Annotated in this window: 21 protein-coding genes and 2 tRNA genes; 13 read left to right on the top strand and 10 right to left on the bottom strand. The window is 56.3% G+C overall.

The window, feature by feature from the left end; genetic code table 11:
- Window positions 1-589: 589 nt before the first annotated feature.
- From IC235_RS14790 to IC235_RS14775, 4 genes are all read left to right on the top strand, one after another.
- On the top strand, window positions 590-1666 hold the full coding sequence (locus tag IC235_RS14790; protein ID WP_191005961.1) for a type I restriction endonuclease: 1077 nt from the start codon (window positions 590-592) through the stop codon (window positions 1664-1666).
- A 1141-nt stretch (window positions 1667-2807) separates the two neighbouring features.
- Entirely contained in the window at window positions 2808-3866 is a 1059-nt protein-coding gene (locus IC235_RS14785; protein ID WP_191005960.1) for a TlpA disulfide reductase family protein, read from the top strand.
- Window positions 3867-3952: 86 nt separating this feature from the next.
- Window positions 3953-4963 carry a sensor histidine kinase gene (locus tag IC235_RS14780; RefSeq protein ID WP_191005959.1) on the top strand — a complete coding sequence of 337 codons (1011 nt, stop codon included), beginning with the start codon at window positions 3953-3955 and terminating at the stop codon, window positions 4961-4963.
- Between the two features lie 80 nt (window positions 4964-5043).
- Window positions 5044-5772: a LytR/AlgR family response regulator transcription factor gene (locus IC235_RS14775; RefSeq protein WP_191005958.1), complete on the top strand. Its 729-nt coding sequence runs from the start codon at window positions 5044-5046 to the stop codon at window positions 5770-5772.
- Window positions 5773-5949: 177 nt separating this feature from the next.
- On the opposite strand, the gene IC235_RS14770 is transcribed toward IC235_RS14775, so the two are convergent.
- The 5 genes from IC235_RS14770 to IC235_RS14750 all read right to left on the bottom strand — a co-directional run bounded on the left by IC235_RS14770 (window position 5950) and on the right by IC235_RS14750 (window position 8662).
- Window positions 5950-7271 (bottom strand): IS3 family transposase gene (locus IC235_RS14770; RefSeq protein WP_394355271.1). Its coding sequence is split into 2 segments (ribosomal slippage): window positions 5950-6867 and window positions 6870-7271, totalling 1320 coding nucleotides; the frame shifts between segments, so codons are not numbered across the junction.
- 177 nt (window positions 7272-7448) lie between these two features.
- Window positions 7449-7778, bottom strand: a complete 330-nt coding sequence (locus IC235_RS14765) for a hypothetical protein (protein WP_191005957.1) — start codon at window positions 7776-7778, stop codon at window positions 7449-7451.
- Between the two features lie 13 nt (window positions 7779-7791).
- The gene (locus IC235_RS14760; protein ID WP_191005956.1) at window positions 7792-8346 is read right to left on the bottom strand and encodes a Panacea domain-containing protein; all 555 of its coding nucleotides are present in this window, start codon (window positions 8344-8346) and stop codon (window positions 7792-7794) included.
- 83 nt (window positions 8347-8429) lie between these two features.
- A tRNA-Val gene (locus IC235_RS14755) sits at window positions 8430-8507 on the bottom strand.
- Window positions 8508-8584: 77 nt separating this feature from the next.
- Window positions 8585-8662: transfer RNA gene (locus IC235_RS14750), tRNA-Val, on the bottom strand.
- A 248-nt stretch (window positions 8663-8910) separates the two neighbouring features.
- Here IC235_RS14750 and IC235_RS22500 point away from each other — a divergent pair.
- Entirely contained in the window at window positions 8911-9798 is an 888-nt protein-coding gene (locus tag IC235_RS22500; RefSeq protein ID WP_191005955.1) for a TerB family tellurite resistance protein, read from the top strand.
- Between the two features lie 95 nt (window positions 9799-9893).
- Here IC235_RS22500 and IC235_RS14740 read toward each other — a convergent pair whose 3' ends face one another.
- Window positions 9894-11012: a mechanosensitive ion channel family protein gene (locus tag IC235_RS14740; protein ID WP_191005954.1), complete on the bottom strand. Its 1119-nt coding sequence runs from the start codon at window positions 11010-11012 to the stop codon at window positions 9894-9896.
- A 96-nt stretch (window positions 11013-11108) separates the two neighbouring features.
- On the bottom strand, window positions 11109-12371 hold the full coding sequence (locus IC235_RS14735; protein ID WP_191005953.1) for an ABC transporter permease: 1263 nt from the start codon (window positions 12369-12371) through the stop codon (window positions 11109-11111).
- A 250-nt stretch (window positions 12372-12621) separates the two neighbouring features.
- On the opposite strand from IC235_RS14735, the gene queA reads away from it, so the two are divergent.
- From queA to IC235_RS14720, 3 genes are all read left to right on the top strand, one after another.
- Complete coding sequence (gene queA / locus IC235_RS14730; protein WP_191005969.1) at window positions 12622-13671, top strand: tRNA preQ1(34) S-adenosylmethionine ribosyltransferase-isomerase QueA; 1050 nt, start codon at window positions 12622-12624, stop codon at window positions 13669-13671.
- A 100-nt stretch (window positions 13672-13771) separates the two neighbouring features.
- Entirely contained in the window at window positions 13772-14500 is a 729-nt protein-coding gene (locus tag IC235_RS14725; protein ID WP_191005952.1) for a 2-C-methyl-D-erythritol 4-phosphate cytidylyltransferase, read from the top strand.
- Window positions 14501-14592: 92 nt separating this feature from the next.
- Complete coding sequence (locus IC235_RS14720; protein WP_191005951.1) at window positions 14593-15378, top strand: enoyl-CoA hydratase-related protein; 786 nt, start codon at window positions 14593-14595, stop codon at window positions 15376-15378.
- 222 nt (window positions 15379-15600) lie between these two features.
- Here the strand turns inward: IC235_RS14720 and IC235_RS14715 are convergent, their stop codons facing one another.
- Window positions 15601-16473, bottom strand: a complete 873-nt coding sequence (locus IC235_RS14715; RefSeq protein WP_191005950.1) for a hypothetical protein — start codon at window positions 16471-16473, stop codon at window positions 15601-15603.
- 194 nt (window positions 16474-16667) lie between these two features.
- Between IC235_RS14715 and IC235_RS14710 the strand changes: the two genes are divergently transcribed.
- The 3 genes from IC235_RS14710 to IC235_RS14700 all read left to right on the top strand — a co-directional run bounded on the left by IC235_RS14710 (window position 16668) and on the right by IC235_RS14700 (window position 19085).
- Window positions 16668-17279: a DUF4142 domain-containing protein gene (locus tag IC235_RS14710; protein WP_191005949.1), complete on the top strand. Its 612-nt coding sequence runs from the start codon at window positions 16668-16670 to the stop codon at window positions 17277-17279.
- Between the two features lie 293 nt (window positions 17280-17572).
- Entirely contained in the window at window positions 17573-18286 is a 714-nt protein-coding gene (locus tag IC235_RS14705) for a DUF4142 domain-containing protein (protein ID WP_191005948.1), read from the top strand.
- A 106-nt stretch (window positions 18287-18392) separates the two neighbouring features.
- Window positions 18393-19085, top strand: coding sequence for a TMEM175 family protein (locus IC235_RS14700; protein ID WP_191005947.1), 693 nt, complete (start codon window positions 18393-18395; stop codon window positions 19083-19085).
- Between the two features lie 86 nt (window positions 19086-19171).
- Here IC235_RS14700 and uvrA read toward each other — a convergent pair whose 3' ends face one another.
- Window positions 19172-22216 (bottom strand): excinuclease ABC subunit UvrA, encoded by a 3045-nt coding sequence (gene uvrA, locus IC235_RS14695; RefSeq protein WP_223847317.1) that lies wholly within the window; start codon window positions 22214-22216, stop codon window positions 19172-19174.
- A 318-nt stretch (window positions 22217-22534) separates the two neighbouring features.
- Here uvrA and IC235_RS14690 point away from each other — a divergent pair, with 318 nt between their 5' ends.
- Together IC235_RS14690 and IC235_RS14685 are read left to right on the top strand one after the other, a co-directional pair.
- Window positions 22535-23059: a hypothetical protein gene (locus tag IC235_RS14690; RefSeq protein WP_191005946.1), complete on the top strand. Its 525-nt coding sequence runs from the start codon at window positions 22535-22537 to the stop codon at window positions 23057-23059.
- A gap of 281 nt (window positions 23060-23340) precedes the next feature.
- The gene (locus IC235_RS14685; protein WP_191005945.1) at window positions 23341-24036 is read left to right on the top strand and encodes a hypothetical protein; all 696 of its coding nucleotides are present in this window, start codon (window positions 23341-23343) and stop codon (window positions 24034-24036) included.
- A 180-nt stretch (window positions 24037-24216) separates the two neighbouring features.
- On the opposite strand, the gene asnS is transcribed toward IC235_RS14685, so the two are convergent.
- Window positions 24217-25605: an asparagine--tRNA ligase gene (asnS, locus tag IC235_RS14680; protein ID WP_191005967.1), complete on the bottom strand. Its 1389-nt coding sequence runs from the start codon at window positions 25603-25605 to the stop codon at window positions 24217-24219.
- Window positions 25606-25934 lie beyond the last annotated feature (329 nt).

The following is a 25934-nucleotide window of genomic DNA, read 5'->3' as shown; positions in this document are numbered from 1 at the left end:
CGAACAGAGCCGTTAAGCCCCGGTGCGCCTATGGTACTGCCTTCACCGGTGGGAGAGTCGGTCGCCGCCAACCTTTTGTCAATGCCAACCGCCTGCCGCTTTCACCAGCGGCAGGCGGTTGGCGTTTTCGCCTATTGCTACTCCCCTACCCTAGCAATACCATCCTAAGAATAGGTCGAATATCTAGCGGGTGGAGAGACCTGCATTCAGATAGAAGAAAAGCGGTTAATTCTCCATACTCTCTTGACCAATCCTTTTGTAAGGAGCTAGTGCTCTCAGGTAAGGATAGGCAGACAATTTTAAGCTAGCCCCTGCAATACGTACCACGATACATCTTGGTATTAGCCTAGCTGATCGGAATTAATATTTTCATGTATTTATCCTAATCACCCGAGAGGCAACGGGACTAGATATACTTGGCCCATCTGAGAGCATATTAATTATCTTTCTTAATATCAGCATGATATAGAATATAATAAAGTAGGCCTCCTATTTATTTTTGTTAATATGCCTTAATAGTTGTATGTTTCAGCCTATTAGAGGAACACAATAACTTTTCATATCTGCCACATATTTATTAATCATTTGTATGGATTTTATCGATGTAATAAAAGCACTGGGCGAAAAGGTCAACCGGCTAAAGGACAGTATACTAACAGAAGAGGCAACTAAAAACGCTTTTGTTATGCCCTTTATCGCCGCACTCGGCTACGATGTATTCAACCCTTTTGAAGTGATTCCTGAGTTCGTCGCGGACCTTGGCATCAAGAAAGGTGAGAAAGTGGACTACTGCATTCAAAAGGATAATCAACCCATTATCATCGTTGAGTGCAAGCATTGGAAAGAGGGGCTGGATGTACACAATTCCCAGCTACACCGCTACTTCCATGTCACCTCTACCCGGTTTGGCATTCTAACCAACGGCATTGTTTACCGTTTCTACACAGATTTGGTCGAGCCTAATAAAATGGATGACAAGCCCTTCTGGGAAATTAATATAACCGACTTGAGCGAGGCCAACGTATTAGAGCTTAAGAAATTCCATAAGACCGGATTCGACGTTAACCAGATTTTAAGTACGGCATCGGAGTTGAAGTATACCCGAGAAATCAAGCAGTTGCTGGCTACTGAACTACGTGACCCCAGCATCGACTTTGTGCGGCTGTTCGCCAAGCAAGTTGCGCCTGGCAAACTCACTGAGAAAGTGATGGAGCAGTTCAATCCCTTGGTGAAAAAATCGGCAAACCAACTACTCAATGATATTATCAATGAGCGCCTAAAATCTGCATTGGCCACCGAGGCAGTAGTACAGATACAGGAGGTAGAACTCTCATCGGATTCCGCCAAAGGAGGAACTGAATTTACCGAGATGGAGCGCGAGGCTTTCTTCATTGTGAAAGCCATCTTACGCTCACAGATAGAAAGCAGTCGCATTACTTACCGTGATACCACTAGCTATCTCAACATTCTGCTGGATGACAATAAAAACAAGATTGTCTGTCGCCTTTGGCTCAATGGGACTAAACGGTACATCTCTTTTTTCGATGAGAGTAAGAAAGATGTTAAAACAGAAATCACCAGCCTTGACGATTTATACAAATTCACCCCCCAGCTGCTGGCAACGGCCGGGCAGATAGACGCAAAAAAGGCAACACAGCCAGCATAGCTGAAGTTCTATTTATCAGAGGCAGGTCTTTCGCTTCAGAGAAGATTATTGCCCGGTCCAGTTACCTATTAAAGATTAAGGTAAAGGCCCCGTCCGGTTTTTCCGGCGGGGCCTTTTTATAGTGCAAGGGCCTGAAATTTGCTGTATAGGTGAGATGATTGGCTAGCTAGACGGCCTAACTGCGCTTCCCTGGTCAACCGCACACAGTATAGGCTAGGACACCATATACAGCCCGGCTGTAATAGTATGTGTACGCTTCCCTAAATAGAACACCATTTGAGCGTAGAGAACAACATAACCTTCCTTACCTGACGACTGACTAATAAAAAAGGAATGATTCAGCTAGGCCCAAATGATAGCCATTCTGAAACAGTAAGCCAACGGTCAGATCGTAGCACAAATCGTGTGCGAGCACGGCCTGAGCGAAACGAAACAACATGTTATGCCTGGAAAAGCAAGTACGCCGGGGCCAGCATCGCGGAACTGACCCAGCTCAAGTAGCTACCATCGAGTGGTACGGGCGCGCAACCTAACAGCCGCCCGCAATGAAGCAAAGCAGCCATTCGTGGTGGTGACAGAGCGTGCTGTCAGGGAAGCCTAAAATGTTTTGCTGTGTTCCAACGCGTTCGTCGAGAGCTCAACCGTCCAGCGGGTTGTCCAAATCTGGGTACCACTTCATGTAGATGCCACCGGTGGCCGTCGCGGGCAACCCCAAGGGCACGTCAGCAGTGTAGGTAGCTGACTAGACCTGCTAGGTCGTAACCGAACGGCCTATCATATCCTGCACTGTCACTATCACCTTCTGGTCACTCAGGCTAAGCAAGGCTAGCCGGCTTGAGCGAACAGCAACCGGGTTCGGATAAACGTTGGCCGCCTCGCGCGCAATGAGCGCAAGGGTCACGACGAGACTATAGGTGGCCGTACCGTCGGTACCCACCTACCGCAGCCGGTAGTGGTTAGCCCAGTCAATGGTTGCCAGTCGCGTAGCTCATAAGCGTGCGAGAGGCTGCGCCCGTTTTTCCGGTTCACATTCTGAACTGGGGATTTGAGATAAAAAACTACCAGCAGCTACTGCCTCAACATAGTTTTGGACTATTCATTTCCGGCGCTGCATTGCGCTGATTTCTAACTTTCAGTCCAAATGGTCCGCTTGCTTCACTCCTTTCTTACATTCGCTTTTGCGTTTACTGTCCTAGTTCCTAACCAAGCTTGCCAAAACACTGCGGCAATTGACGGCTACACCATAAGCGGGCAACTAAGCCATGCCCCAGCTGGCACGCCCGTTTATTTAGCCCAACTGAATGACGGCAAGGTTGTCGAAAAAGATACGGGCAAAACAGATGAGCAGGGCAGATTTACATTACAGGGCCAAGCGCCGACGCCTGGACTGTATCAAATCAGCCTTCATGATGACAACCGCATACTTGTGGTACTTACTAACAAAACCCATTTACGGCTGCGTGGCGATGCCCGAGATCTGATAAGCAGCTACTCTGTACAAGGCAGTCCCGAATCTGACTTGGTGCGCCAAATGACCGGGATGATGCTTGACACTAGCCGCCGCATGGAACAGAAAATAGCGTCTATCAAACACCTTATCCGGCGCAATGCCACGTCAGCTGCCGCCGGTTTTATAGCTTGTAACCAACTGTTTTTTGACCCTGAGCAAGACATCCAATTCACCGATTCTATCGCGTTGATACAACAAAAAGCCCACCCGGAGCTACCTTTCTATCGACAGTTGCAAGCCAAAAGGGCCCTATTGCAACCCACTGCGATCGGCAATACCGCCCCTGATATTGAGGAGTTGCTACCGAACGGCAAACGGGCGGCTTTGCGCGAGCTGCGCGGCAAATACGTGCTGGTAGATTTTTGGGCCAGCTGGTGCGGACCGTGTCGACAACAGTCGCCCGAACTGGTCAAAGCTTATGATAAATTTAAGGACCAAGGCCCAGGGTTCACCGTGTATAGTGTATCGCTGGACCAGAATCGTGACCGGTGGATAAAAGCCATAGCAGAGGATAAGCTCCACTGGCCTACTCACGTATCGGACCTGAAGGGATTCAATAGTGTGCCTGCGGCCACTTACGGCGTGCGGGACATTCCCCAGTCTTTTTTACTTGACCCGCAGGGGCACATTCTTGCCAAGAACCTCTCTTCTGATTCCTTAATGGCGAAGTTGGCTGAGGTGTTGAAGTAATTTAGTGTACGCTGATTTCTAAAAGGCAATAGCATTATCGTGAGCCTGCTGCTGGCATTCCACACGCTCTTCTTCCCGTCATTATCATGATTAAAAAGACCCGCCACTTGCACGTATTGGGCTGGCTGGTCTACGCGAGCTACCAGCTGTTGGGCGTGTTCTTGCAGCGAAAACCGCCGCTCCGGGTGTTCCTGTGGCTGTCCCTCTCGTTCCTGGTTGTTCAGTTCATCGAATTCTACCTCTGCTATCTGGTGGTGTACCCGCGCTTCCTGCGGACGGGGCGGCCCCTGAAGCTGGTGGCGGCACTGGCTGGCATCGTGGCGCTGTTTATCGGGCTACGGTACAGACTGGAGCAAGTGCTGTACCCGGTCGTTCTGGGGTTTCACAACTATTCCAATACTGCCTTTGGCGAGTACCTTTTCGATAACATCTACTACGCCAGCCCCGCCATTGTGATTAGTGGCGCCCTGTACGCTGGGCAGGCCGCCCGCCGCACAGAGCAGGAAAACCAGCAACTGCGCGACGAAAAACGGGTGGCCGAAGTAGCATTCCTGAAAACCCAAATTAACCCGCACTTCCTCTACAATACCCTCAACCTGCTCTACAGCATGGCTTACCCGGTGGCCAAACCGCTAGCTGCCGCCATCCTCAAGCTAGCCGAGCTGATGCGCTACATGCTGCACGACAGCGGCAGTGGCCAAGTCGATCTGGCTCAGGAAATCGACTACCTGAACAATTACCTGGCCCTCTACCGCCTGCGCTTCCCCGACCAGCTATTCGTTGACTTCACCGTGACGGGTGAGCCCGCCGGCCACCGCTTGGCGCCGCTGCTGCTCATTCCATTCGTGGAAAACGCCATGAAGCACGGCGTCCTCGACGACCCGGCCGAGCCCGTGCGCATCCGCCTCGCCCTCCAGCCCGATGAGCTGCTGTTCGAGGTCGAGAACCGGCGAAGCGACTACCAGAAGGATGCCACTACCGGCATCGGCCTAGACAACCTGCGCCGTCGGCTGGAGTTACTGTACCCCGGGCGCTATAGCTTGCGCATCGCCGCGGCCGGCCTGCAGTTCACTACTTCGCTCCGGCTGGCGCAGTAGCGGTTTTTGGCTTCGACCAGCACGCCCGGCGGCACACCGCGCCGCCGGGCTTTCTTTATGGCTCTACTTCTCCCCTGCCCATGATTCGCTGCCTTGCCGTCGACGACGAAGCTCCCGCCCTAGCCATTCTTGCCGATTATATTGATCAGGTGCCTTTCCTGAAGCTGGTGGGCGCCACCACCAACGCCGTCGAAGCCCTGACCTGGGTGCAGCAGGGCCGGGCCGACTTAGTGTTTCTCGACATCCAGATGCCCAAGCTCAACGGCCTGCAATTCCTGAAGCTTAATGGCAATAAGTGCAAAGTAATCCTTACTACCGCCTACCCAGAATACGCGCTCGAAGGCTACGAAAATGATGTGGTAGACTACCTGCTCAAACCCATATCGTTTGAACGGTTCCTGAAAGCGGCCCAGAAAGCCCTCGCCCTGCTGCCCGGCGCGCCACCCGAGCCAACAACCCTGGCAGCACCGGTCCTGGCGGCCACCCCGCCCCCCGGCCACATGTTCGTGAAAGGCGAGACGAAAAACAAGTATCTGCGCATCAGCTACCCCGATATTCTATACATTGAAGGCCTGAGCAACTACATCGCCATTCAGTTGCCCACCCAGCGGGTGGTCACCTACCAGACACTAAGAGAGCTGACCGAGACGCTGCCCCAGCCGCCTTTCCTGCGGGTACACAAGTCCTTCATTGTGTCACTGGATAAGATTCGAATGGTCGACGGCAACACGATTTATATCGGCGACAAACTCATTCCCGTCGGCGAAACCTACCGCGAACAGCTGTACCGCCTGATAAGACAAGGGTAAAATACTGGAGGGTGTCAGCAAATGTGGGGCAGCAGGGTCTTAGAGAAGCCGCTATTCGCTGCGTTTTCTCCTTAGCTCAAACTACCCCAGCGAAAGGTCCCGCCCCTCTACCTCACTGCTGTGGTTGAACTCGTAGAGGGTCATTGCTGGACAAGATAAAGAGCATGTCTCGTCCGGCTAAATGTTGACAGAAATAAGGCAAGGGCCCCGTTCGGATTTTCCGGCGGGGCTTGTTGCTTGCTGATGAACTTGGGTAGGCGTTGCATACTGCAGGGCCAGGTGCGGGCGTTCGTCGTTGTAGAGCTGCACGGCCTGGGTAACGAGCCGGCGGGCCTGGTCCAAGTCGGCGGCTGTCACAAAGAGGAACTCGTCTTTGAGGATGCCGTTGACGCGCTCGGCCAGCGCGTTTTGGTAGCAGTCACCGGTGCCCTCGGTCATAGAACAGACCAGCCCGGCGGCGCGCAACTGGCGCTGGTAGGCGTCGGAGCAGTACTGCGTGCCCCGGTCAGAGTGATGCACCAAGCCCAGGCGCCGGGCCGGCGGGCACCCGTTCAAGGCTTGGGCCAAGGCCGCCCGGCAGCCGTCGGCGTGCAGGCTGGCCTGCACGTGGGCGCCGACGATTTTGCGCGAGTACGCATCGGTGACCAGGCTCAGGTACACCGTGCCCTGCCGGGTGGGCAGGTAGATCAGGTCGCTCACCCAGCGCTGGTTGGGCGCGGTGGGTGGGGGCGCGTCCTTTACCCGGTTGGGGTGTTTGCGGAAGCGGTGGTGCGAATCCGTGGTTTTCCGGTACTGCCGTTTCGGCGCCACCAACTGCCCGTGGCGGCGCAGCAAGGCAAACAAGCCGTCGCGCCCGCAACGCAGCCGCCGGTCCCGTAGCACAGGCGCTATTTTATGCAACCCTTTGCGCGTGCCCAGCCGCGGCAGGCGGGTACGTACCGTGGCCACAGCCGCCAGCACCTGCGCCTCGGCGGCGGCCCGTTGTCGGGCCCGCGCCCGACGCTGGTACAGGCTTTGGCGGCTCACGCCAAAGTGCTGGCAGGCCCGCTGCACGCTCATTGCCTGGGCGGCTTTGAGGCGGGAAACGGCCGCGGGAAAGACTTTTTTGGCAGGGGTATGCCGTGGTCCTCCTCCACCACCTGCAGCATCGTGCGCAGAAGCAGGTTTTTCTCCTGTTCGTCCCGCAACTGCTTTTCGTACTGCCGCCTCTGCTCCCGCAACGCGGTTTCCAGTTGCTTGATGCGTTGTTCTGGTGTTGGCTCCACGGCGGGGGGGGCAAGGGCGGGGGAAATGGGCCCGTCCCCTCGAAAGATAGCAACCAGCGGGGCGTGTTTACGGCACCAGGCCAGCACCGTGCTGCGGCCCTGAATGCCGTAACGCCGCTGGGCCTGTTTGTAACTCAGTTCACCGCGGGCCACTTCGCCCACTACGGCCAATTTAAAAGGCAAACTATAATCGCGCTGGCTGCGCCTAACGCGCGCTTCTTCTGGGACTTGCATGACAACTCAGGGGAAAGTGTCAACATATAGACGGACGGGACAGCAGGCATAAAAAAGCCCCGCTGGGTAGGCGGGGCTTCAGATTATTCCGTAGCGTTTTTTTATTCGCGTGGAAATGTTGGGGCAATCGCGTAACAGGCGCAAGATATCATCTACTTCCTCGGGGTATAGTTCCCCTTAAATGTAACCAGGGTTGCGCCCGAGCAAAGCCTGAATGTCAGCCACGCCTTTCTCTTTGATCTGTGAACAATCCGCGTAGCTTGTGTGGCGAGAAATTTGCTGGCTATTGGGCTCTAGGCGATACTGAGCATTCAGCAGTATATCGTTGCGCATGAGAAACGCATTGATACGGGAATTGACGTAGACCGTAGCCAAGCCAATTTCGTCCTCCGTTATGCCCACAACCACCCAGTACTTAGATTTTGGGGGCGTTGTGTCTGGTACGTACGACCGAATCACCATGCCAACCTCCAGTTCTGGCCAGCCTTGAGACGTTTTATTCGGCACAACAAGAAGGTGATTACAACGAAGAGTAGCTGTTGTTGTAAAGCGACTCCCGTAGATAATCCAGCGCCACTTCGTCGGCACCGCCCGCTGCCGCAATCCTCAATGGATCTAAGGGCTTCTTCAGCTCAGCAGATTGCCAAGCGGAGTTATGCGAGATTTGCTTAACATCCCCGTAAGAGAGGTCTTGATACAGCGATATGGCGTTATTAAGGCAATCTATCTCCGTTTCGGCCAAATAGTCCAAATCTGGAGCGCTTAGCGGCTGAATCAAATGCTCCTTCAGAGACACGCGTTCTTGTGCGTAGCGAACCATCTTTTCATCAAGGGGCTTGCCATGCTCACGCCTGGTGGCAGCTTTTATTAAATTGTACGTGTGGGAAGGAACCGGCCCGTCGGTCATCTTGACAAACACGTCGGTCAGCATGGTATTGCCCCATGAGCGCAAATATTCCTGTTCAGCAAAATAAAGCACTTTAAAGCTTTTATGAAGGCCAGGGGTTTTGAGTTGCGTTACAACGTAAAGCAGGGCCTGTATTGCTTTCTCGTAATCGAAAAAAGCGCCGTTCATAATAGTGCAATTGTACTAGGGAAGAACAACTGGCTTCCTAAAACAAACTTACGTAATAAATAAAGGCTGTGGCTGACTTGGGGTGGTGGGAAGTAAAGGATTCGAACCTTCGACCTCTTGCGTGTGAAGCAAGCGCTCTAAACCAACTGAGCTAACCTCCCAGATACTTGTTTAAACCAACGTTTAAACCAAAAACAAAGCAGCCACCTAGTTTATGACCTAAGTGGCTGTTACTCAATGGTGGGGGATGACGGGTTCGAACCGCCGACCCTCTGCTTGTAAGGCAGATGCTCTGAACCAGCTGAGCTAATCCCCCGTGGGTATTTCCCGTTTGGGATTGCAAAGATGGGGGGCCTTTTTGGAAGCACCAAACATTTTTCAGATTTATCGACCACAATAACTCTCTCAGCCTCCCCTGGCGACAGCAATCGACTCATTTTCAGAGGGCCAAATTTCATCATAAAGATAAAAAAAGTGTTCTGCGCTCCTGGTGGTGGCAAGCAACGTATTCCTGCTAGCATCGTTACTCTTTCCTAATCACTTTCCACCTAACGTTTCTTTCCCATGGACACCCAACTCCTCCAGAATTACTCTGAAGAAGAAAAAACTGCCTATTTGAGTGCTATTGCCAGCCTGGCCACTGCTGACCGGCAGGCTTCGGAGGCCGAAACACAGTTTTTGCAGGCCTTGACCCAACAAGCCGGCCTGTCTGACGGGGGGATGCAGCAGGTGTTGTCGGCGGCTCACGACCCTTCTAACCAGCGCATTCAGCAGTATCTCGACGTACTAAAGGGAAGCGACTTACGCTTTTCGCTTGTCACTGACCTCATCAGCTTCGCGCGGGCCGATGGGGCTTACGCGAACGATGAGGAAGCCATGATTAATAAGATGGCCCAATACCTGGGCATTAATCAAGAACAGCGGCAGGCGCTAGAAACGGTAGTCGACCAAGCGGCCAACGTTCCCCACGACCCTCAAGACCCCGCTAAGGAAGGTTTCCTGGACAGTATTAGCAGCAAGCTCTCAAGCGTGGGAATTCCTAAAAATGCCTTAATGGCCGGGCTGCTGGGCGTGGTAGCGCCGATGGTTATTTCGCGCGTAATGGGCGGGAACCGCCAGAATCAAGGATACGGCAACCAAGGCGGGGGCGGCTTACTGGGTGGCACCATGGGCGGGCTGCTGGAGGGAGCGGCGCACAGCGGCCTAGGTAGCCTGCTGGGTGGGCTACTGGGCGGCGGCATGCTGGGGGGAGCTAGCAGTGGGGCGGGCGGTAATGTACCGCAGCAAGGTTCGGGCATTGGCGGCGGTGGCCTGGGCTCGATGATGTCCATCCTCGGCGGCTTGGCTGGGCGGCCTAATTCACAACCAGCCAGCGCGGGGGGCGCCGGCTTAGGCGGCCTACTCGGGGGTGGCATGGGGTCGCTGCTCGGCGGCCTATTCGGCAGCCGCTAAGCTTTAATTGGCGCTGGCCGCGCACCACTGAAAAGAAAAGGCTCTTTCGCGATGGAAGGGCCTTTCCTTTTCAGGTTCAACCGGCTTAGGCATCATCAGGCTGCCACCGGCGCCGGCGCCGGTGGAGCCACGATCCCGGCGAATATGCCACCGTGCTGTTCTACTACCTCCACCAGCCGGTAGTTGAGGTCCTCCTTCACCTCGAGGTATTCGTCGTAGCTGGTGGTATCCACGAAGTACTGCACGGTCACCTCCTTGCCGGCGGCAGTTAGCGCATCAAACTTCATTTGGGCTTCGGACGTCACAAGAGGATGGGCCTGCATCGCGGCGATGGCATCGGCAATGATGGCCTGCAACTGGGTGCTGGTGGTTTTTTGGTCGAAGATGATGGTGAATCCTACCCGTCGGGAAGTGCGGAGCGATAGGTTATCCAGGGGCTTATCAATCATGCTTTTATTGGGCACGGTGAGGTAGCTCTTCTCGGCAGTACGCAAACGAGTGCTCCGAAAACCTATTTTCTCGACGGTGCCGCTCACGTTGCCCGCCGTAACCAAGTCGCCAACACCGAAGGGTTGGTCGAGGAAAATGGTGAAGGACGCAATGAGGTTTTCCAGGCTTTCCTTGGCCGCGAAAGCCACGGCCAGGCCGCCAATGCCCAGGCCGCCAATCAGCGCGGTGACGTTTACGGCGAACACCTCCCCTAGCACCACCATTAGGCCGATGATAATAACCAACACTTTAAGCAGGTCTTTGGCGAAGGGTATGAACTGCTGGTCGAGCCGCCGGCCGTTGGGCGAAGCCCGCAGCTCGTTACGGCGCTGCACCACCAGCAGCGCAAAGTCAACCAACCGCAGCACCACCCAAACGGTAGTGCCAATAAACCCGAGTAGAAACAGGCGCAACAAGGCCACCTTGGGCCAAGGCTCGTACCCAGCCACGGCATCGGGCGGCATGGGGTAGCGCAGCACGCTGAAGGCCGCGTAAACCGCTACCAGCAGTAGCAGAATAGAAAGCGGCTGAATGAGTAAATCGTGCAACTCTTGTTCGGTTACCCCCGCCGTGCAGTGCTTGGTGCAGCGAAACAGCACTCTGCTTAGCAGCTGCGAAAGCAGGCGGCGCAATGCCACTCCCATAACCAGGATGAGGGCCGCAATAAGGTATTGGCTCAGGGTGTTGCCCAGAATCTCGTAATGTAAAAAAGCAGGTAAACTCATGACGGCGGAGTTACCGAGCCGCAGCCCGGCGAAGAATTTAATTTAAGCAGTCGTGTAAAAACTAATACGTCGCTAGACGAACGCTCGGTAGCCGGCCTATTTGGCTCGAATGGCAATTACCGGGTCGAGATTCGCGGCGAGCAGGGCCGGCACGATGCCGGCGACTATTCCAATAGCTACGGAAATTAGCAGTCCCAGGATAACCCGGGCCGCCGACATGCTCAGCGGCAGCGCATCCTGGGGCACCAGGGTTACGAGCCACACCAGGATGATGCCGGCGGCGCCGCCAATGAGACACAGAAAAATGGCTTCGAACAAGAACTGCGAGAGGATAAAGAAATTTTTCGCCCCCAAGGATTTTTGAATGCCGATGACGTTGGTGCGCTCCCGCACGGAGACGAACATGATGTTGGCAATTCCGAAGCCCCCCACCAGAATGGCAAAAGAGCCGATGACCCCGCCTACGATGCCAATCACGCTGAACAGCTTGCCCACGGCAGCGGCCACCATTTCGGGCCGGTTCAGGGCAAAATTATCCTCCTGGCGGGGCTTGAGGCCCCGGATGTTGCGCATCACCCCGCGCATCTCGTATTCTAAGTCGAGCAGGCCCGGGTCTTCATCACGGCCTTTCACGGCAATGGTCGCGCTGGGCCCGCCGCCGAAGCCGGTGGTGCTCAGGGTGAACATCTTGGTGAACATGCCGAAAGGAATGATGCAGTTGGCATCGTTACTCGACAGGGTAATGAGCTTTTTGCCTTCCTTTTCCATCACGCCAATGACCGTCAGCGTCTGGCCCCGGGCCTTGAGCTGTTTGCCCAAGGCAGAGCCGTTGGGAAAGAGATTCTCGGCAATGGTGGCCCCGATGATGGTGACGGGCCGGGCTGCGTCCATCTCCTGCGTAGTGAAGTAGCGGCCCTCCCTGATCGGGACGCTGCTCACCACCCGGAAATCGTAGCTTACGCCCTGCAGTACGCAGTCGGACACTGAGTTGGAGCCGGCTTTCAGGATATTGCCGTTGCTGGCCGCGAAAATAGCGATGCCCTTGTTGTTAGGCCCGAGCTGCCGGCGCAACTGCTGGTATTCGCGCGGCGTAGGTACGGGCCGGTTGAAATACTTCCACCACGGAAAATCAGAGTCGAAGGCAAAGGGCCATTTTGATACGTAAATGATTTTATCACCCACAAAATCCAAGCTCCGGCGGATGTTGGCTTCGAGGGAGTCGACAATCGTAAAAACCGCGATGATGGCAAAAATGCCGACCGTAACGCCCAGCAGCGACAGAATTGTGCGCAAGAGGTTGGCTTTGAGAGCATCCCAGGCAAAGAGGAAGCTCTCCAGGGTGAGGCGAAGGGTCAGCATAGCAGTTAAAAGCGAGGAATGAAGGACAAAGGAATTGGCGAAAAACTCCCGGTTCCTCCTTCTTCACTCCTCCGTGAACCCATACCCGGGGTCAAAAGACGGAAACTAGCGGGGAAGTTGCTAAGGCTGAAGGCGACGCGGACAACCGGGGCGCGTGTATTAAACACCATAAAATAGCTACTATCAGGAAAAAGCCTTATTTTTGCCTCCCCAAATTTCCGTATATTCCCCCAAATACTGCCCTATGGCGATGAAATTGCATGAGTTCAAGTTCGAACTCCCTGAAGAACTGGTGGCTCTGCATCCGGCCCGTAACCGCGACGAAAGCCGCCTGATGGTGGTGAACCGCGCCACTGGCCAGATTGAGCACCGCACCTTCAAAGATATTCTCGATTACTTTGTCGAAGGCGACGTGCTGGTCTTCAACGACACCAAAGTTTTTCCGGCGCGCCTTTATGGCAACAAAGAAAAAACCGGCGCTAAAATTGAAGTATTCCTGCTCCGCGAACTGAACAAGGAGTTGCGCTTGTGGGACGTACTGGTAGACCCGGCCCGTAAAATTCGGGTGGGCAACAAGCTATACTTTGGGGAGTCTGACATGGTAGCCGAGGTAATCGACAACACTACCTCGCGCGGACGCACGATCAAGTTTCTGTTCGATGGCACGGACGATGAGTTTCGGAAGGCCCTCTACGAGCTGGGGGAAACCCCGATTCCGAAGGAAGTAATCAACCGCGAAACCGAGCCCGCCGACAAGGAGCGCTACCAGACGATTTACGCCGAGCACATCGGGGCCGTAGCGGCGCCATCAGCCGGCCTGCACTTCACCCGCGAGGTAATGAAGCGCATGGAGATCAAGGGCGTGGAGCCGGCGTTCGTGACGCTGCACGTGGGCCTGGGCACCTTCCGCACCGTAGACGTGGAAGACCTGACCAAGCACAAGATGGATTCGGAAAACTTTATCGTGACGACGCCGGCCTGCGAGATCGTGAACAAAGCCCTCGACGCCAAGAAGCGCGTGTGCGCCGTGGGCACCACCACCATCCGGGCCATGGAAGCATCGGTTTCGGCTAATGCCCGCATGAAGCCCACCCAGGGATGGATTGACCGGTTCATTTTCCCGCCGCACGATTTCAAAATCGCCAATTCGCTGCTGACTAACTTCCACATGCCCGAAAGCACCCTCGTGATGTTGGCGTCGGCCTTTGCGGGCTATCCCCTGCTGATGGAAGCCTATAAGGAGGCTATCAAAGAGAAGTATAAGTTTTTCAGCTACGGCGACGCCATGCTGATTCTGTAAAAAAGAAGGTCGAGGCAACAAGCCCGGAAACCCGGCAGCCAGTGCGGCCGCCGGGTTTTTCTTTTCACCCTGTTTGGGTAGGCCCTAATACTTTTATGTCATGGCACCTTCTTCTCCGCGCTCGACTCCCGCCCCTCCGCATCACCCGCGAAGATTCGCAATTTTGGTGGCCGGAGGCAGCGGCACCCGCATGGCGGCCGACCGGCCCAAGCAGTATCTGCTCTTGCGCGGCGAGCCCGTCCTGCTGCACACCCTGCGCCGCTTCGCCGATCCGGCATTGGGAATAAGTGAAATTGTAGTAGTGCTACCAGCCGACCAATTAGAAACCTGGCAGCAGCTCTGCACGCGGCACCAAGTGCGCATCCCGCACGCGCTGGTGCCGGGCGGGGCCACGCGGTGGGCTTCGGTAAAGGCGGGTTTAGGGGCGTTGAGCGAACATCCGGCGGGCCTGGTAGCCGTGCACGATGGGGTCCGGCCGCTGGTATCCGGCCCGGTGGTGGAGCGCACGTATGTGGCGGCAGCTACGCACGCGGCGGCGGCAGCGGCCGTGATGCCGAAAGATTCAGTGCGCCTGGTATCGCAGCACGGCTCGGCAGCGCAGAACCGGAGCCGCTTGCGCCTGATGCAAACCCCCCAAACGTTTGAAATCGACTTGCTGCGCCGGGCTTACGCCATGCCGGAGCTGGCTTCCTTCACCGACGACGCTACGGTGGTGGATGACCTGTGCCGGGTACAGCTGGTAGAAGGCGACTACCGCAACCTGAAAATCACCACCCCGGAGGATCTGATTATCGCCGAGGCCTTGCTCAGCAGTGAACCAGGGAGCTGAAAGGGCAAGGGCAAAGCCAAAGCCCCTATTCCTTTATTTGCAGTTCGATTAGCTCACCCATTCACCAGTTTCCGATCCGCCAATCCTCCCCAATGGAATACACCCGCTTGCTGTACGACGTACGCCCCGATGGGGTAGCCACCATCACCCTGAACCGCCCGGAAGTATTTAATGCCTTCGACGATCCGCTCAGCTACGAGTTACAGGATGCCCTGAAACAGGTGGCGCGCGACCCGGCCGTGCGGGCTGTGGTGCTCACGGGGGCGGGCCGAGCCTTCTGCTCGGGCCAGGACCTAAAAGCCGCGCAGGGCGCGGAGAAGCGCTCGTTCTACGATTCGCTGCACAAGCGCTACAACCCGATTATCCGCGCCATGCGGTCCTTGCCCAAGCCCATTATCGGCCGTATCAACGGGGTAGCGGCAGGGGCGGGCTGCTCGCTGGCGCTGGCCTGCGATGCCCTGATCGCCAGCACCGAGTCGTCGCTGATTGAGGTATTCATCAACATTGGGCTGGTGCCGGACTCGGGGTCGTCGTGGTTCTTACCGCGGCTGGTGGGCACGCTCAAGGCATTTGAGCTGTGCAGCCTTGGCTCGAAAGTACCAGCGGAGGAGGCGCTACGGCTAGGGTTGGTGAACCAGGTAGCAGTCCCGGAGCAGTTAGATGAGGCCACGTATGCCCTGGCCGCCCGCTACGCCTCCGCCCCAACCAAGTCTATCGGCCTGATCAAGCAGATGCTGAACAAAGCCGGCGCGGCCACCCTCGACGAAATGCTCGATTACGAAGCCCACTGCCAACAAATTGCCGGAGAATCGGCCGACTACCAAGAGGGCGTGCAGGCATTCAGCGAGAAGCGCAAGCCCGTGTTTAGGGGAGCCTGAACCACGGATTCGCGACCACGGATTCGCTCGGATTTATCGGATTGCACGGATTTTGTAGCTGGCGCGAATAGTACCTTGCTAGTTCATACTCGTCAGGGGCACGAATGAAAATGAAAAGCCACTTGAGGAGTGGCTTTTCATTTGAATAAGAAAAGACTGGCTGCTATCGTCCACAAAATCCGTGTAATCCGAAAAATCCGAGCGAATCCGTGGTCCGTGGGTCTATCTCAGCGTGATTGTGCGTGGGGTGCCGCCGTTGACGGTAACCGAAGCGATGTTGTCGCAGGTGCCGGTGCCGGCGGGGTCATAATTCAGCAGCAAGGTGTTACCCTTGGAGTTGACGATGCTGACCGTACCCGACACGAAGTGGCGGAAGCAGCCCGGCGTGAAGCGCTTGATAAGGGGCTGCACAATAGTGGCGGTATAGCTCACGCCGCGGCGGTTGGTGCCGCTCGTTGTGCCAGTAATACTGTATTCGTCGTCGGCCAGTTGTGGGGTACCGTAGCCGGCCGTGCGGGTATAAACGCGGTGGCCCGTCCAGGTGTGGGTGCCGCCGTTATTGGCGAAAATGATGCTGGCGGGCGGCGTTGCGGGCACGTCGACCGTGAAGGAGCCATTGCCGAGGTTAGTGAAAATGCGGGTGGCAGTGTGCTGGTTGTCGTTCACGAAATAGTTTTCGCGGCTGACGATAGCCCCGGAATGCTGGCGCCGGTCGCTGCCAGTGAAGACCACCACGATTTTGCCGCGCCGGTAGCGGCCGTCGGGGCAGAGGCAGTTGGTCGGGCCAAAGTCGATGACCAGGGTACGGGTGTCGGCGTTATAGCTACGAGTGGCACAGGTGCCAAGTAGGCGCCCTAACTCGGCGGCGCCGGCCACGGCCGGGCTGCCCGTTACCGTTTCATCCTGAGGAGTGGCAACGGTCAACAGGTCGCTGCTGAAGGCCATTTCTTCGTCGCTGCTGCCGTGGTCTTCGGCCGATACGACATCGGTGGGAGCTACCTGGTCGGCTTCGCGCTTGCAGCCAGTGGTGAGCAGCAGCCCGCTAGCGAGGCAGGCCAGAGTCAGGGAGCGGGTATACAGAGATAACGTGCGCATATTGAGTAAGTAAAATAAGAAGTTGGAGTCGGTGAACTCTATCAATGAACCAGTATTTAGCCGTTGGAGACCATTGTGCCGCCTGGGTTTAAAGCCTCCATTAAAAAATATGCGCGGGCTCGAAGAAGAACCTGACTTCCGAGCCCCCGTATAGCTGGCAAACCAACCCTGGACCTTTTCGTTTCTCACTCGCTATGCGCTGCTTACTGTTCCTTTCCGTGCCCTCCCGTCGGCTACTGCTGGGCTTGGTTGTCGCCCTGCCATTGTGGGTAGCCTGCTCGTCGGGTAGCACCGGCAGCGACGCTGTGGAAGACGCCAATGCGCAAAATGAGCAGAAAATTGACCAAGCCGACGTAACGGCCAAACAGGAAGCGGACGCGAAGTTCCTGGTAAAAGCCACCAGCAACGCACTGCTGACAGTGGAGTTGGGCAAACTGATCCAGGTCCGGGCCACTGCGCCCACCGTGCGCGCTTACGGTACTCGCCTCGTACAAAACCGCCTGGAACTATTGACTGCCCTGCGCACCTTGGCCGAAGCCAAAAAGCTGGCCCTCCCTCCTGCCCTCGGCGAAGACGAACAAGCCGCCTACCACGAGGTAAGTGTCAAGACCGGCTCGCAGTTAGATAAAAGCGCTATGGAGCTCATCGTAAAAGTGCAAAAGCAGGATGAAGACGCCTTGGACGACATGAAAGATGATGCTTTCGACGGCGACATCCGCGGATTTGCAGCTAAATACTTGCAACCAGTGCAGGAAGAGTTGGCTGCCGCCGAAGAAGGCGCCGAGGCCGCGAAGCGACTGCCCTAGAGCGCTCTGGCGTCGCTAGTAGGCGCTGGGCGACGACCGGGAAAGGCGGGTCAGAGTGGCCCGAATCTATCGGAAGAATGCGGTAAGCCAACGCCGTTTCACTCGGTACTAAAAGAGTTGGCTTCTGGCATTTGATGGTTCAGCTTTGATCGGCCTAAATGGTAAATTACAGTCGCGTACGCAACATCTTTCCCCAGGCTTACCGTACTGGCTATATCGTTATTGACTCGGCCTTGAATGAGCTGAGGAATAGTCAATGTTTCCACTCTTTTCTACAAAATCCTTTCCTTTTTATGAAACGCTCCTTCCTTCCTTTACTCGCTACGGGTTTACTGACTTTGGCTTCGTGCGGTGACAATAAATCGGCCACCGCCGAAAATGGCAATGCCAGCGACAATACCATGACTAGCTCGGCCACGGGTGGCGACACCGCGTCGACGACCATGCCCGCCGGCTCCGATAAACCAGAAAATCAGCCCCAGAATGCGGGAACGGCCCAAGGAACAGCTGGCAACGGCGCCATGACCGGCGCGGAAGCCGGGGCCCTCGGTGACCCCAACGGCCCTACGGCGCCCCATAAGGACGACAAGGAATTCATGATGTCGGCGGCCCACAGCGACCAGAACGAAATCCAGCAAAGCAAAATGGCCTTGGCTAAAGGCGTAACCGGCATGGCTAAGGACATGGCCAACAAAATGATTGCCGACCACTCCAAATCGACGGCCGACCTCAAGCAGATAGCCGCTAAGAAAGGCGTTACCCTGCCCACCGACATGGATGCGGAGCACAAAGCCCTGGCCCCGGCCATGGAGAAGCTGTCGGGCAAGGAGTTCGAGCAGAAATACATGGCGCAGATGCAAGCCGACCACCAGAAAACCGCCAACACGATGATGGCGCACGAGAAAATGACCCAGGACGCCGACCTGAAGGCCTTTATCACCAAAACGCTGCCCGTGGTGCAACAACACCTGCAAATGGCCCAGCAAAACAACAATATGAAAATGTAGCCCTGCTTCGTACAGCACTGTTGCCAGGCAAAAGCCCATTCGCTCGTGCGGATGGGCTTTTCTGCGTTTCTTTCGTGTTGAAGCAATACTTACCCTGATCCTCGCCATGGCACATTCGCCCGATACCGCCCTTATTCATCATGACCGTACCGAGTTTCAGTTAGAGCGTATCATTCTGTTTTCGGATGCTGTATTTGCCATTGCTATTACGCTGCTCATCATCGAAATCAAGGTGCCAGAGCTACACGAGAAAACGAACCACGCCTCTTTGGTGGCGCTGCTAAGGCTCATCCCCAAGTTTGTAGGCTTTTTCATCGGCTTTTTTGTAATTGCAACCTATTGGGCGGCCCACCACCGCATCTTCCGCTTTGTCCACCGCTACGATGATGGGCTGATCTGGCTGAACATTCTCTTCCTGCTAAGCATCGTGCTCATGCCCTTTACTTCAGCCTACTATGGAGAATATCCACAGCTGAACGTGCCGTTTGTGCTGTATTGCGCCAGCGTTATTAGCACCGGGCTGCTCCAGATGCTTATGCAGCGCTCTTTGGCCAGCCCCAAACGCGGCTACGTGCACCCGGAAGTTCGACGGCACCCCGACCTAGACCTAGGCCGCCCCATGATTCCCACAGTGGTATTTGCGCTGGGTATTGTAGTAGCACTGGTGCTCCCAAATTCCTGGATGAGCCGAATGGTATTCATCCTCATTTTTCCTTTCATGAAACTGTACAGCTACCGCTACCGTCGTCTACAGCGCGAGTATACGGCTCAAGAGGCCCAAGCCACTCACACCGCTTAGTACAGCTTGTCTTGGCAGCTAGAAAATAAAAAAGCCACCTAAAATGGCTTTTCTAGCTCTAATTCAAAACGCTCCATTAAGGGGAGCTATTCTGTGGCTTTAACGTACTTACTGACCTTCAATTCCTCGGCCAGGAATCGCGCCGTATGACCTTTGCCTGACTTTGCTACCTGCTCGGGGGTGCCCTGTGCCACAATGGTGCCACCGCCCGCCCCGCCTTCCGGACCGATGTCGATGATGTGGTCGGCCACCTTAATCAGGTCAAGGTTGTGCTCGATGATGAGGACAGTATTGCCCTTGTCGGCTAGCTTTTGGAGCACGTCGGCGAGGTGGTTGATGTCCTCGAAGTGCAAGCCGGTGGTGGGTTCGTCGAGGATGTAGAAGGTTTTGCCCGTATCCTTTTTGCTGAGCTCGGTGGCCAGTTTTACGCGCTGCGCCTCCCCGCCGGAGAGCGTGGTCGCCTGCTGCCCCAGCGTCAGGTACCCCAGGCCCACGTCGTTGAGGGTCTTGATTTTGCGCAGAATGCGGGGCTGAAACTCGAAGAACTCCACCGCCTTTTCCACCGTCATGTCCAGCACGTCGGTGATGGACTTGCCTTTGAAGCGCACTTCCAGCGTTTCGCGGTTGTAGCGGCGGCCTTTGCAGGTTTCGCAGGGCACGTGCACATCGGGCAGGAAGTTCATCTCAATGGTGCGGATGCCCGCCCCTTCGCAGGTTTCGCAGCGCCCACCCTTCACGTTGAAAGAGAAGCGGCCAGGACCGTAGCCCCGGATCTTGGCCTCCGCCATCTCGCCGAATAACTGGCGAATCTCGGTAAACACCCCCGTGTACGTGGCCGGGTTCGAACGAGGCGTGCGCCCAATCGGCGACTGGTCCACCTCAATCACCTTATCCACCAAATCCAGGCCCTCGATGCTGCTGTAGGCCAGCGGCTCTTTTTTCGAGTTAAAGAAATGCTGATTCAGAATCGGGTACAGGGTGTCGTGGATGAGCGTCGACTTGCCCGAGCCCGACACGCCTGTTACGGCCACCAGCTTGCCCAAGGGTACCTTCAGGGTTACATTTTTCAGGTTGTTGCCGCGGGCTCCCTTCAGCACCAGCTCGGTGCCTTCGCCCGCACGCTTCTTCTTGCGCATTTCAATGTGCTTCTGCCCACTCAGGTACTGCGAGGTGAGCGAGCCCGAGGTCAGAATCTGCTGGGGCGTGCCCGAAGCTACGATCTGGCCCCCGTGAATGCCCGCGCCCGGCCCGATGTCCAGCACGTGGTCGGCGTGCAGGATCATGTCCTTGTCATGCTCCACTACAATTACCGAGTTACCAATGTCGCGCAGGTGCTGCAAGGCTTTAATCAGGCGCTCATTGTCGCGTTGGTGCAAGCCGATGCTGGGCTCGTCCATGATGTAGAGCACGCCCACGAGCTGGGTGCCAATCTGGGTAGCGAGGCGAATGCGCTGGCTTTCGCCGCCGCTGAGCGTGCGCACCGGGCGGTGCAGGTTCAGGTAGTCGAGGCCCACTTCCAACAGGAAGCCGATGCGCTTGCGAATCTCCTTAAGCAGCTCACGGGCGATGACGTTCTGGCGCTCGGTGAGCCGGCTCTCCAGATCTACGAACCAATCAGCCAGGTCATTGAGGTCTATTACCGACAGCTCGCCGATGTGCTTGCCGTCTATCTTGAAGTGCAGGCTCTCCTTTTTAAGCCGGTAGCCCTGGCATTCCGGGCAGGGCTGGGCCTGGGCGTACTGGGCAATCCACTCGCGGATGTTATCCGACTCGGAGTCCATCTGCCGGCGCAGGAAGGGAATAATGCCCTCAAAGGCCTCCGCGTACTGGCTTTTACTGTCGTCGGCCTCCTCCTCGGTAATGCCGTGCAGGAGGCGCTTGAGCAACTCCTCCGGCAGCTTGTCGATAGGGGTATTCAGCGTGGCCTTGTGCCGCTTGAGAATAAGCTGGAGCTGCTGGAAAATCCAGATGTCGCGGTACTCGCCGAGGGGGGCGATGCCGCCGCGGCTGATGCTGAGTTTGCGGTCGGGCAGTACGCTGTCCTCGGTTATTTCCTGCACTTCGCCCAGCCCGTTGCAAGTGGGGCAGGCACCGTAGGGCGAGTTGAAGCTGAACGTATTCGGGGCGGGGTCGTCGTAGGCGATGCCGGTGGTCGGGTCCATCAGGAAGCGCGAGAAAAACTGCGGCTTGGCCTTGTCACCCTTGGCGTCGGGGTCGAGCACCAACATGGTGCCCTTGCCGTGGGTAAGGGCATTCTGCACCGAGCCGGAAAGCCGGAACCGGTCTTCCTCCTTCACCACGAGCCGGTCAATCACGATTTCGATGTCGTGGATTTTGTAGCGGTCCACCTGCATCTTGGGCGTGATGTCGAGCAGCTCGCCATCGACGCGCACCTTGGTGAAGCCCAGTTTGGCAATCTTCTGGAAGTCCTCGCGGTAATGGCCTTTGCGACCTTTCACCACCGGAGCCAACACCACCAGCTTCCGGCCATCAAAATGCTTGATGATGTAATTGATAATCTGGTCGTCGCTTTGCCGAATCATCTTCTTGCCCGTGGCATAGCTGAAGGCTTCGGCCGTGCGGGCGTAGAGCAAGCGCAGAAAATCATAGATTTCGGTGATGGTGCCCACCGTGGACCGCGGGTTGCGGGAGGTAGTTTTCTGCTCGATGCTGATAACCGGCGACAACCCCTCAATCTTGTCCACGTCGGGCCGCTCCAGCCCCCCCATGAAGCTGCGGGCGTAGGCCGAAAACGTTTCCATGTAGCGCCGCTGCCCCTCGGCATAAATGGTGTCGAATGCCAGGCTCGACTTGCCCGAGCCTGAGATACCCGTAAACACCACCAGCTGGTTGCGCGGAATCTGCACCGACACGTTTTTCAGGTTGTGCTCCCGGGCCCCGTAGACCTCAATGTAGGGCGCTTCGAGGTGCTGGGAGGCGGGGCTCTGACCATTGAGTTGGCCATTGACCTGGCCGGTAGGAGGATCCGCCGTCGGTATTTCGGTAATCGTGCGCAGTATCGCGGCCGTTTCGGCCGCGGCAGAGTCCCTTTTTTTGGCGGTGGTTTTCAGAGCAGCGGCTTTGGCTTTGGGAGCTTTGGCAACCGGAGTAGCAGTGGATTTTTTGGCCATTCAGAAACGCAGCGAATAAGGGCGCAAAGGTACGAAAGAGGCAGCCCAAAGGCTAATGAGTATAACAAGTTTGCCAGCCACATTAGCCGCTGACAAACCGGTCCGTCGTTGGGTAACAGCATTAGCCTTCGGTTTGTGCCCGCACAAGTCAATACCGGGCTACCGGCTTAGGTTGGTTGAGGTTGTTTTACACCAACAGCCAGCAACCAACCGCTAGTAATTACGCCATCAGCAACCTACCTTGAGCTTGTTGGCACCGTAGTTGCCAGCAGTGGATACCTTATTTTATTCTCTTATATCTTAAATTATAAACTGCATATGCATCGTGCCCTCAAATCCTTTCGCTTAGTGCTTGTCAGCGCCGTCGTACTAGTAACCGCACCGGTCGCCCACGCACAAATTAATATCAATGTTAATCCACCAGCCTGGGGCCCGGCGGTGCCCACGGGTGCTCAGTACTACTATATTCCTGAAACGAACGGCTTCTACGATGTGCCGGCCCGTCAGTACGTCGTTTCGCGCAACGGGCAATGGGTGCGTACCGCCACGCTCAGCGGGTACAATCCAGGCAATTTCCACCCCGTGGTAGTCGACTATGTGGGGGCCCAGCCTTGGAAGCGCTATGATGAATACCGGGCAAAATATCCCCGCGGCGGCAACCCTAGTAACGGGGCTCTTCCCCCTGGCCAGGCCAAGAAAATGGGCTACTGGGCCAACCCCAGCAACCACGGCTTGCCTCCCGGCCAAGCCAAGAAAATGAGCTACGGTGACCATGACTATCGCCGCGACCAGGACCACGACGACTACGGCCGGGGCCGGAGCAAAGGGCACGGCAAGCACTAAGCTCATTTGGGCATTAAGTCCAGGTAAAGCGCCCTCTCACCGGTTTGTCATCACTCCAACTTTAAAGCCCTCCTGGCAACATGGCCAGGAGGGTTTTTTAGTGTTAACACGTAGCCTGTTTAAGAGGGGAAATTGCGACGCAGGGGCCTTCGCACGGTCTAAAGCAATTCCATCAGGAATTTGGGGCAGAGCAACACACGGGTCCATTGCATCGGAACAGGCTTGGCATCTTCCTTGCCATTGCCTCACTATCTCCCATCTTTTTTCTCATGCAAAATATTATGAACCTTTTTTCTATGTTTCTGGGCGCAGGTCTACTGAGTGTCGTTACCCTGGTTGCCGCGCCGGCCGCTCAAGGTCAGGTAAGGGTTAGTATCAATGTTAGCCCACCAGCTTGGGGACCACCCGTACCCTGTGATGCTCAATACTACTACATTCCTGAAATCGACGGGTACTACGACTTGTATGCCCAGCAGTACATTGTAGCCCAGGACGGCTACTGGGTGCCCCTGCCGGAGCTTTATGGCTACGACCCCTACGAGTTTCACCCCGTGGTAATTCCTTACCACGGCCGCGAGCCGTGGCGGCAGCTCGATTACTGCCACGCACGCTACACTTACCGCCCGTACCGGGCCTACGGCCGGGATCGTGGAAACTACTACGGCGCCTATGGTCGGGCCAGCTACGCCCGCGGCTACGACAACCGAGCTAGCTATCGTAGTGAGCGCAGCTACAATGATCGTCGTTTCCAAAATCAAGGCTACGACAGCCGCGGTCAAGGCCGCTATTCCGACGGCCGCCAGGACTATTCGAACAGCCAGTACCCAACCAGCGGCCCGAGCTTTCCCGACCGCGGCAGCTACAATCACAGTTCCCCGGCCCCCAGCCCTCAACCGCTCCAAATTAGCCAGTGGCAGCAAAGTAACCAGGACTACTCCGATGGCCGGCGTGGCCCTAGCCGGGGCCGGAGCAACTAGTTGGCTGCTCTGCCGAATTCTCAAACCCACACCTATAGGACCTGCCACCGGGCAGGTCCTTTTTTATACCTTCTCCAACCGCTCCGTGGGCTTTAACCAGGATTTACCTACAGTATAGTTTTCGTTGATTGAGAACTCTCTCAAGCAGCGACGGCCTTACTCAAGGCTATTGCTGGTCAATTAAAACGCCGCGTTCTTCGGATACCGCGGGAACGGAATCACATCGCGGATGTTGGCCATCCCAGTCACGAACAGTACCAGGCGCTCGAAGCCCAGGCCGAAACCGGAGTGGGGCGCGGTGCCAAATTTGCGTAGGTCGAGGTACCACCATAGGTCTTCGGCGGGCACGTGCATTTCGGCCATGCGGGTGATGAGCTTGGTGTAGTCCTCTTCCCGCTGTGAGCCGCCGATGATTTCGCCGATGCCGGGGAACAGCACATCCATGGCCCGCACAGTGCGACCGTCCTCATTGAGCTTCATGTAGAAGGATTTCACCTCCTTGGGGTAGTCAGTGAGGATGACGGGCTTTTTGAAGTGCTTCTCGACCAGATAGCGCTCGTGCTCCGATTGCAGGTCGGTGCCCCAGCCTACCGGAAATTCAAATTTCTGCTTGGCGGTTTTCAGAATCTCGACCGCTTCGGTGTAGGTCAGGCGCTGAAACTCCGTTTCGACGACCGAGTTGAGGCGGACCAGCAGCTCCTTGTCGTATTGATCGTTGAGGAACTGCAAGTCGTCGGCGCAATGGGCTAGGGCGTAGCGCACCAGGCTCTTAAGGAAGTCCTCGGCCAGGTCCATGTTGTCCTCCAGTTCATAAAAAGCCATTTCCGGCTCGATCATCCAGAATTCGGCCAGATGGCGGGCGGTGTTGGAGTTCTCGGCCCGGAACGTGGGGCCGAAGGTGTAGATCTTGCCCAGGGCCATCGCCGCAATTTCGCCTTCGAGCTGGCCCGACACGGTGAGGTTGGTGGGTTTGCCGAAGAAGTCCTCGGAAAAGTCCACCGAGCCGTCGGCCGTGCGGGGCGGGTGCTCAGGCGCCAGCGTGGTTACGCGGAACATCTGCCCCGCGCCCTCGGCGTCGGAACCCGTGATAATGGGGGTGTGCACGTAGTAAAACCCATTTTTGTTGAAGTACTCGTGCACGGCAAAGGCCAGCGCGTGGCGCACGCGCAGCACCGCGCCAAAGGTGTTAGTCCGGGGCCGCAGGTGGGCGATTTCGCGCAGAAATTCCAGCGAGTGGCCTTTTTTCTGGAGCGGGTACTCCTCCGGGTCGGCTTTGCCGAGGACGGTAATCTCCAACGCTTGAATCTCCACCGTCTGGCCTTTGCCCTGGGAAGCCACCAGCGTGCCCCGCACCGCCACGGAAGCTCCGGTAGCCACGTCTTTCAGGTTTTCTTCGGGGAATAGCTCGGCGCTGGCCACCACCTGCAGGTTGTGAATGGTGGAGCCATCGTTGAGGGCAATGAATTGCACGTACTTGTTACCGCGGCGGGTACGAACCCATCCTTTGACGAGGACTTCGCGGTCGAGGTTGGTAGCGACAAGGAGTTCTTTTATGCCGGAGCGGCGCAGGGTTTCAGTAGCCATAATAACGCAGAATGAGCCATCAAAGGTAGGGCCAAGCACCCTGGCATGCCACACTTCTTTAGCCCAGTCGACCGGCTCAGCCATCGGCGGGCACCGCCGAGGTTGGCGCCCACTCACGCTGTTGGCCTCTGGCCAAGTAGCTCAGCGCTTGGCAGGCCTTGCCTATCTGGGCCTCAAACATGCTACATCCGCGGTTAGAGAAAACGAAGGCCAGGCCAAAGCTCAGCCGTTTAAGCAGTTCCTTTTGTCGTGGGGCGAACTCACGGTAAACACCGTGTGCTGAAAGACCAAGCGGGTAATTCCGTTCGTTCCAA

Source organism: Hymenobacter montanus (assembly GCF_014699115.1).
GTDB lineage: Bacteria > Bacteroidota > Bacteroidia > Cytophagales > Hymenobacteraceae > Hymenobacter > Hymenobacter montanus.
The sequence above is the reverse complement of the archived record's forward strand: the minus strand, read 5'-3'. Positions and strand labels throughout refer to the sequence as shown.